Origin of the sequence: Kaistella sp. (genome assembly GCF_049588135.1) — a bacterium.
Classification (GTDB): domain Bacteria; phylum Bacteroidota; class Bacteroidia; order Flavobacteriales; family Weeksellaceae; genus Kaistella.
Map to the genome: position 1 here is coordinate 1 of NZ_JBAVFG010000084.1, position 7,277 is coordinate 7,277.

The 7,277-nt window shown below is 36.6% G+C and carries 6 protein-coding genes; 3 read left to right on the forward strand and 3 right to left on the reverse strand.

Translation table 11 applies throughout. The annotated features are described in order from the left end of the window. Nucleotides 1-331 precede the first annotated feature (331 nt). From WBY99_RS04890 to WBY99_RS04900, 3 genes are all read right to left on the reverse strand, one after another. Complete coding sequence (locus WBY99_RS04890) at nt 332-1,003, reverse strand: hypothetical protein (protein WP_423975215.1); 672 nt, start codon at nt 1,001-1,003, stop codon at nt 332-334. A 292-nt stretch (nt 1,004-1,295) separates the two neighbouring features. Further along, nucleotides 1,296-1,493 (reverse strand): T9SS type A sorting domain-containing protein, encoded by a 198-nt coding sequence (locus WBY99_RS04895; protein WP_423975216.1) that lies wholly within the window; start codon nt 1,491-1,493, stop codon nt 1,296-1,298. A gap of 11 nt (nt 1,494-1,504) precedes the next feature. Continuing rightward, nucleotides 1,505-2,782, reverse strand: a complete 1,278-nt coding sequence (locus WBY99_RS04900) for a T9SS type A sorting domain-containing protein (protein WP_423975217.1) — start codon at nt 2,780-2,782, stop codon at nt 1,505-1,507. A 100-nt stretch (nt 2,783-2,882) separates the two neighbouring features. Between WBY99_RS04900 and WBY99_RS04905 the strand changes: the two genes are divergently transcribed. From WBY99_RS04905 to WBY99_RS04915, 3 genes are read left to right on the forward strand one after another with little or no spacing between them, the layout of a single operon-like run. Then, a complete protein-coding gene (locus WBY99_RS04905) occupies nt 2,883-4,979 on the forward strand; it encodes a TonB-dependent receptor plug domain-containing protein (protein WP_423975218.1) in 2,097 nt (698 codons plus the stop codon). Between the two features lie 3 nt (nt 4,980-4,982). After that, nucleotides 4,983-6,080, forward strand: coding sequence for an HmuY family protein (locus tag WBY99_RS04910; RefSeq protein ID WP_423975219.1), 1,098 nt, complete (start codon nt 4,983-4,985; stop codon nt 6,078-6,080). 36 nt (nt 6,081-6,116) lie between these two features. Continuing rightward, nucleotides 6,117-7,022: a DUF6607 family protein gene (locus tag WBY99_RS04915; protein ID WP_423975220.1), complete on the forward strand. Its 906-nt coding sequence runs from the start codon at nt 6,117-6,119 to the stop codon at nt 7,020-7,022. The last annotated feature ends 255 nt before the right edge of the window (nt 7,023-7,277 follow it).

Below are 7,277 nucleotides of genomic sequence, written 5' to 3' on the forward strand. Positions count from 1 at the left end.
CAAGAGATGAGGCAAATAAATCCAAGTCTTGATTTTTTTGGTTCTTTTTTTATCAAGAAAAAAAGAATGAAAACTTTTCAGCAAACCGACAAAGGAGGTTCGCCGATTCCATTAAAAATATAGAAAATAGAAGTCAATTTTTGTTACTTTTTGTTTCAAGAAAAACCATTGAAAATGGTTCGCTGATTCCATTGAAAAAATATAAAAGAGGAAGCAAAAAGTAAAAGAATTAAATGTTTTCTTTCCATTAGAATGCCGGATAACCGAATAATGCCTATTGCAGACAATCTCCTTAATCTCCCAAAACAAGTAGAGGACACAGCATCCATCATCAAACATCCAAAACCACCGCCGTTTTACCAGCCAACAATAACCCGCTCCCGTCAAAAAACCGAATCAACGCAAATTTCAACAAACCTTCGTCAACACCCCCACTCTCAGGAACAAAAACCTCCGAACAAGGAAGCAAAACCTCAAAAACAACATCTACAAATCCCAACGAATCCTGCCCCTCATCAGGATCGATGAACCGAAGCGTCACCTCAGCTTTCGTACTTCCCTCAGGAATACGGTCAAAAAAAAGCGTCCGCTTCTCGTAATCATAGCGGCATCTTTTTCCGTCTCTAAGGTTCCACACAAAATCGCCAAGGATTTTCGTGCTTTCAGCATGTTGCAGCCCCAGTTGCACCGTCCGTTCCCCCTTTCCGGATACGGCGTCCATCTTCATGAGGTCGTGCAGCATTTTCGCCATCCTCCCATGAAGTTGCGGATCGTTCAGATCCTTTACAAAGGGTTGAAGAGCCCGCCGCAGTTGGGCGCCAAATTTTGAACAACGCCCAAATTCAGAGGCATTATTTCTTACATTCACATATTTTTCATCCTTCCGGATCTTTTCTCCATCAAAACCACCCGGAGTCCGCACAATGATCTTGCCGTTCATTTTATAAAACGAAAGCCCGCCCAGCTTTCCGGTAATTTTAAGGACACCTTTGAGTTCTGCCATCTTATTTTAAGAATTATAGGGTTTCTCAAAGATAATAAATTTTAATATATAGTATGGATATAGAATAGATATAGTATGGTTACAGTATGAAGAAGCACCTACAAACCGTAGTTTGGCGAACTGCATATTGAAGGATAAAGGCAAAGTCCCTGCTCACCTGCGAAATTGCGCCCATCCTTGAAACTATTGGATATAAAGTGTAATTTTTGTTGATAAGCGAAATTTCTCCTGATTAAAAAAAATACCTGCGAAAACAAAATATTTTCGCAGGTATTATCCGGTGCAGGTCTTATTAAGATGACGATATCTTCGAGCATTGCTTGAGCTCTATAAACTCTCTTTTTACTTGATTATTTTTGTTTAAAAACTCAACAAGATAATAACCGGGTTTCAATTCTGATGTTTCAAGGTTTTTAACTCCTTTGATTTCTTTTACCAGGAAACCCTTTGTATTATAGATTTTAATGGTAGCAATATCAGAATTTTTCATTTTAATGAATTTTATTGAAGGATTAATTTCTTAGAGGTAACCTGAGTTCCTGATTTCAGAGAAACGATATAGCTCCCCGATGGCAAATGGCCTAGATGGAGTTCCTTCTTGAAAAAGCCTTGCTGTTTTGAAATTTCGGTGGTATAAACTACTTTCCCAGTCATATCCATAATTGAAACACTACCGCTTTTATCATTGTCATTTTTCACATCATAAAGTAAAGTGACCTGCTTGTTCGGAGCTGGATTTGGGTATAGACCGAATGTTACTTTAGTATTCACCTCATTGCTTGCTAATAAATCGGAAATATCTTTATATTTAAAGTACATATTTCCCGTAGTTCCGCCACCATTTTCCGTAAAATACATTCTGTAGTATTTCTGATCTTCTTTGATATAATATACAACGTCTGGAATTAAACCAGAGGTAGGTTTCCAAGAGTGCCCGATAGTTGTAATCACTTTTTTGAAGGTATTGACGTCTGGCAAATTAATGGCGCTTGTTGCTTGCGTTTCTGAAGCTTTTGCCACCGTAATTCTTGGACTTTGGATAACACCGGATAATTGATACATCATGATTCCATTATAGAAAGTCCAGTATCTGGTCATCATAAAATCCCATTTGTCTTTCGGAGGTTCTACATGAGTAACTTCTTGATTGTTAAGGAGTGAATAATAATTAAAGTAGGAATCTGCTGTTCCGTTAGCGATTGTTTTAGAAATGGTGGTATCCCAAGTTGTTCCGTTCCATTTTGAATATTTGAAGGTATAACCACCAAAATAATCAGTAATCATAAATTTGAAATAAGTGTTATTCGGATATTTTAGTACATAAATAGTTTTTCCATCAATATGGTGTGATCCGATGTTATAACAACCCCAACCTGTGGAAAGAATACTACACGATAAATCAGCTTGCTCAAAAGCTCCTTCTTCCAAAGATTCTGTTAAATCAGGATTATAGAGCGGTTCTCCCCAAGTTGAAAGATGAGCAATATCGATGTTATCCCATTGCGTAGGATCTGTGGAAGCTTGGTAAGTATCGATCGCTTGTGCATCGTTAACTCTTGTTCCGAAAGCAGCTGTACCATTTCTGTAGAATGCGACATCCCAAATAGCTGCAGATTGAGCCGTTAACTTATTTTCAGATAAATCAAAAAAAACTTGATTTTGATATCCTGGTCCTGTTGTGGCGTTTACCTGGGTATAACCATAGGGATCTGTTTGTGCATTACTGGTGGTCATAATTCCTGCGGCGAGGAATGCGGAAAATAATAATAGTTTTTTCATTGTTTTTATTTAGAATGATTAAAATTAATTTCAGCAAATGTAATATTTATTTAGAATAATTAAAAATAATTTAATAGTTTTGCCAAAGAAATTTTAACAAATGAGAAAAACATTACTTTCTATAATTACAATTTTCCCGCTATCAAATGGGGTCTTCGCTCAAGTGAAAATAGACTCCGCAAATATTCAGGAAGTGGTGATTACCGGACAGTACAGCCAACAATCAATCAAAAAATCGCTTTACAAAGTAGAGGTCATTACCAACGAAGATATTCAGCGGATGGCAGTGAATAATGTAGCAGAAGTTCTGAACCAAACTTTAAATATTCTGATCATTCCCGACAAAAACTCTGGTGATTCTAAAGCCAATATTTTAGGAATGGGTGCAGATTATACCAAAGTCTTGATTGACAATATTCCTGTAATTGGTGACACCGGATTAGGAAGTAATATCGATTTGACAAAAATAAGCCTTGATAATATCGAACGCATCGAAATTGTAAAAGGGTCGATGGGCGTGGAATTCGGAAATAACGCAATTTCTGGGGTGATTAATATTATCACCAAAAAATCATCCCGCACAAAATGGAATGTACGAGGTTCTATACAGGAAGAAACCGTCGGGAAAGAATACGATTGGGTAGATTATGGAAAAGGAAGACATGTACAGTCGCTGAGTATTTCTCATAATATTTCTGATCATTGGTTTGCTGATTTATCTTTAAACAGAAATGACTTTCAGGGTTTTTGGGGAGATAAGAAAGGCAAAAATTATTTTGAACAGGATGGAAATCGGGGGTACGAATGGCAACCGAAAGAGCAATGGAATCCAGCATTTTTACTAAGGTTTTTTTCTGCGAAGACTCAGTTTTTCTACAAAGGAGATTATCTCTCAGAAGAAATAAATTATTACAATCCTCTAGTTCAGCAGAAATATTTGGGAGCGGGCGAAAGAACCTTTGTCGCAAATGACCGGGATTATTTAACCAAAAGAATGTTGCACCATTTCAATATTCAAACTGAATTATTTAAAAAATCAAAATTCTCCGGTGATTGGTCTTATCAAAAACAAACCAGAAAAAACAAAGACTATATTTTCGATATTCCGGCAAGGAAAACCATCTTTTTTGATGATGAAAATATGTACTATCAGGCAGAAACTTTTTACTCCAGAGGAACCCTCAGTAATTTTTTGAATTCTGAAAATACAAATGTCCAAATTGGTTATGAAGGTGATTACACCAAAGGTTTTGCCGGGTTTTCAACGGGAAGCTTTGCTGGTAATAACCAGATAAAAAATGTTTTGAATGGAGGTCTTTTTGCGTCGGCAGAATTTAATCTTAGCGAAAAATGGTTCTTAAGACCAGGTTTCAGAGTTAACTTTTCTGATACTTTCAGTGCCAAACCTAATTTCTCTTTGGTCTTTAAAAACAAAATCAGCGACCAGTCTGAATTCAGAGCGATTATAGGATCAGCGAATAAAAACCCGACTTTCGAACAGCTCTTCACCTATTTCGTGGACAGCAATCACGATATTCGGGGAAATGAAGACCTTAAACCGGAGAATTCTTTTTCAGGAACTTTATACTACACTACAACCAGCAAGCCGGAAGAGCATTTGAAATGGTCATTGGATGCGAGTTCTATGTATTTACAGGTTCAGGATCGGATTGAACTGGTAAATGAGTTGGCTTCACAGTACAAATACATTAATATCGATACAGATCAGACTTGGTTGAACACGATTTCTGGTAAAATTTCAAATCAAAACTTTGGTTTCAACGTAAGATATTCAATTCTCGGACGAGCATTGAGGTTCGCTGGTGCGGTCGATAATAACTATCGGTTTTCTTCAGAAATCAATTCTTCTTTCTATTATAATTTGTTGAAAACGAGAACCTCTTTCTCTATTTTCTTTAAAGGAATTGGAAAAAGCGACCGAATTGTAGAAGATAAAACTTTAGGAATTACCCAGTATATCTTAACGGAACAAAAAGCATTTTCTTTAATGGACGCTTCGGTTTCGCAGAAATTTTGGAAAAACCATTTTACATTGACGGTTGGAGCGAGAAATATTTTAGATGTTTCGGAAGTGCAGAATTCTTCTGTTACTGGTGGCACTCATAGTTCCGGTACTTCTAGTGAAAGACTTTTTTATGGAAGAAGTTATTTCTCACGTTTAAATTTTAATTTTTAAAAAATGAAAAAAATAAATTACCCTTTTGTCTTATTGCTGTTTCTATCTTTTTGTACGTCCTGTATTCGGGAAGATAATACGCCCGTAAAAATTGAACCGATAACAGGTGCTGTTGTAGATCCTGAGATGGGTGGTCCAACAGAAAAAAATCAGGTTTGGATAGAACTGAGTACCGGAAATGGGAAAACAACTTTGCGGGAAAATTGGGATTTGGGATTCTATTCCGGTGCTGAATTTCGTGTAATCCTGAACGGCTCGTTGGTAATGGCAGTTGGAAAAATAGAAAACAGTTACAACATCGATGCATTAAATTCTGCCTCAGTGAAAAACCTAAAACCATTGGTTCAGGTGGCAAATTTCACCGATAACTCGAAATATATTGATGATCCAAGTGGTGACATTCTGAATCAAACAACCGGTATTCAAGAAATCAAAGCCAATGAGGACGAGAACAATGTTTACTTGCTCAATATGGGCTATACCGCTTATTCAGGGGCTACGGTTCCGGGAAGTGTTTATACTTTGGGGAACGAAAGAGGTTGGAAAAAAATTAAAATCATCAGATTCCACGAAGGTTATAAAATTCAATATGCCAACTTGGATGAAACTTCTCACAAAGAATATGTCATCACCAAAGATGCTGATTTTAATTATAAATTTTTCTCCTTCTTCACCGAAACGGAAGCAGAGATACAGCCCAAAAAGAAAAACTGGGATTTGTGTTTTACCGTATTTACCAATCTTGTAAATAATCCGGAAAATAATCTTCCGACTTCTTATATTTTTCCAGATGTTGTACTTCATAATATCCTTGGGAATGTAGGAGCATATGAAGTAACGACCGCAAACGGACAGGGAGAAACTGAGTATAACAGATTCACCAAAGAAAATATCGATCCTTCAAAATTTGTTTTTAATGATCAGCGTACCATCGGTGGTAACTGGCGTACAACAACTGGTGCAAACGGCGCTGAAGTGTATAGCAATAAATTTTATATCGTTAAAAATAGTGATGGCTTTTATTTTAAACTCAGATTCCTGAGAATGAAAAACCAGGATGGATACAGAGGGTATCCGCAATTCGAATACAAAGCACTTTAAATTAAATCTTAAAATAAAACTTTAATAAATACTATTATGAATTCAAAAAATCTATTTTCAGCTCTTGCAGTTGGAGCAGCATTATTTGCACAGGCACAAAGTCAGCAAGATGTAAAAGCAATTAAAGCAATGACTGGTTGCTATGACGTAAGTTTCAATTTTGCAGAAACCTTTTCAAGTCAAAAAGATTATGAAAAGAAAAAAAATTACAGATCGGGTGCTTTAGAATGGATTACTGTCGCCGAAGAAAGTCCTAAAAAAATTGAACTTCAGCACATTCTTATCGTGAATCCACAAGGTTCTGGTAAAGATGCCATCGTAAAACACTGGAGACAGGATTGGTTGTATGAGAATACGGATCTTCACACTTTTGATAAAGACAGCCATTGGAAATTTACAAAACTGGATCCTGCGAGCGTGAAGGGACAATGGACACAAGTTGTTTACCAGGTGGATGATGCGCCAAGATATTCTGGTAACGGAACCTGGATACATGTTGATGGCAGAAATTATTGGGAAAGTACCGCAGATGCTCCATTGCCAAGAAGAGAATATACGACCCGAAAAGACTACAATGTAATGCTTAGAGGAAATCACCACGAAATCTACGATTGGGGATGGATTCATGACCAGGACAACAAAAAAATATTGAGAAAAGACGGCGCAAAAGACGAAACCATTGTTGAGGAAAAAGGACGTGAATACTATACCAAAGTAGAAGACGGAAAATGCATCATTGCCCAAAATTACTGGAATGAATATGCACCTTTATGGAAAACAGTTCGTCAGACCTGGGATGAAGAATTGGCGAGAAATAAAGATTTAAATGTTCAGCCAAATGTTGAAGATATTTATTTGTACAAAGATTTAATGGAGCTTTCCCCAAAACAAAATAAAGAAGCCAAAGAATTGGTAAAGAAATATATTGTAACAAAGAACTAGGATACAATCATCATATAAGCACTATTTTGTAAACTGAATTTTGCTTTTTTAGAAGCCTCGATAAATCGAGGCTTCGTCAATTAAACAGCTGACATTCTTATATAAAAGACGGCGCTATGGCATTGCGTGGCAAGACTACATATTTATTTTGAAAGATAAAGGCATTATCACCGCAGATTTTCAGTGTATGATCCTTGACCATAAGTAAAAAGCCAAATTCTTAATTTGCATAAAAACTCAATTACCCAACAAGGG

Bases quoted from the DNA above. Each gene is read 5' to 3' on its own strand.
- WBY99_RS04890 (WP_423975215.1), bottom strand. From the start codon at position 1,003: ATGGCAGAACTCAAAGGTGTCCTTAAAATTACCGGAAAGCTGGGCGGG.
- WBY99_RS04915 (WP_423975220.1), top strand. From the start codon at position 6,117: ATGAATTCAAAAAATCTATTTTCAGCTCTTGCAGTTGGAGCAGCATTA.
- WBY99_RS04895 (WP_423975216.1), bottom strand. From the start codon at position 1,493: ATGAAAAATTCTGATATTGCTACCATTAAAATCTATAATACAAAGGGT.
- WBY99_RS04910 (WP_423975219.1), top strand. From the start codon at position 4,983: ATGAAAAAAATAAATTACCCTTTTGTCTTATTGCTGTTTCTATCTTTT.
- WBY99_RS04900 (WP_423975217.1), bottom strand. From the start codon at position 2,782: ATGAAAAAACTATTATTATTTTCCGCATTCCTCGCCGCAGGAATTATG.
- WBY99_RS04905 (WP_423975218.1), top strand. From the start codon at position 2,883: ATGAGAAAAACATTACTTTCTATAATTACAATTTTCCCGCTATCAAAT.